The organism is Streptomyces sp. SP17BM10, assembly GCF_036322405.1.
GTDB lineage: Bacteria > Actinomycetota > Actinomycetes > Streptomycetales > Streptomycetaceae > Kitasatospora.
In genome coordinates this window covers 1-304 of sequence record NZ_JAQYXB010000476.1, presented here as the reverse complement: position 1 = coordinate 304, position 304 = coordinate 1, and the positions used below count along the sequence as shown (strand labels likewise).

The window sequence follows — 304 nt, the reverse complement described above, 5'->3', positions numbered from 1 at the left end:
GTAGGCGATGACGTGGTCCGGGTGCAGGACGACGTCGACGGCGAGGGCGGCCGGCAGCACGAGGTGGACGTAGAAGGCCCCCGTCGTCGCGCCCCGCACCAGGCGGAGCGCGGGTCGCCGGGGCCCGGGCGTCGCGTTAGGCCGGCGACGTCCGCGCAGGTCGGCGAGGCCGAAGCCGGCCAGGGCCCCGGCCGAGGCCAGGAACACGAGGAAGGCCGCCACGGCGCGTTCGTCGTGGTCGCGGCCGTCCGGGACGAAGGACAGGAGCCACAGGTCGACCGCCAGCGTGAGGCCGCCGTACAGC

At 76.3% G+C, this 304-nt stretch carries 1 protein-coding gene; it reads right to left on the bottom strand.

Going from position 1 to position 304, the window contains the following annotated elements:
• Window positions 1-304 (bottom strand): hypothetical protein (locus PUR71_RS06940; RefSeq protein WP_329925452.1); only part of this gene is annotated, 304 nt, incomplete at both ends.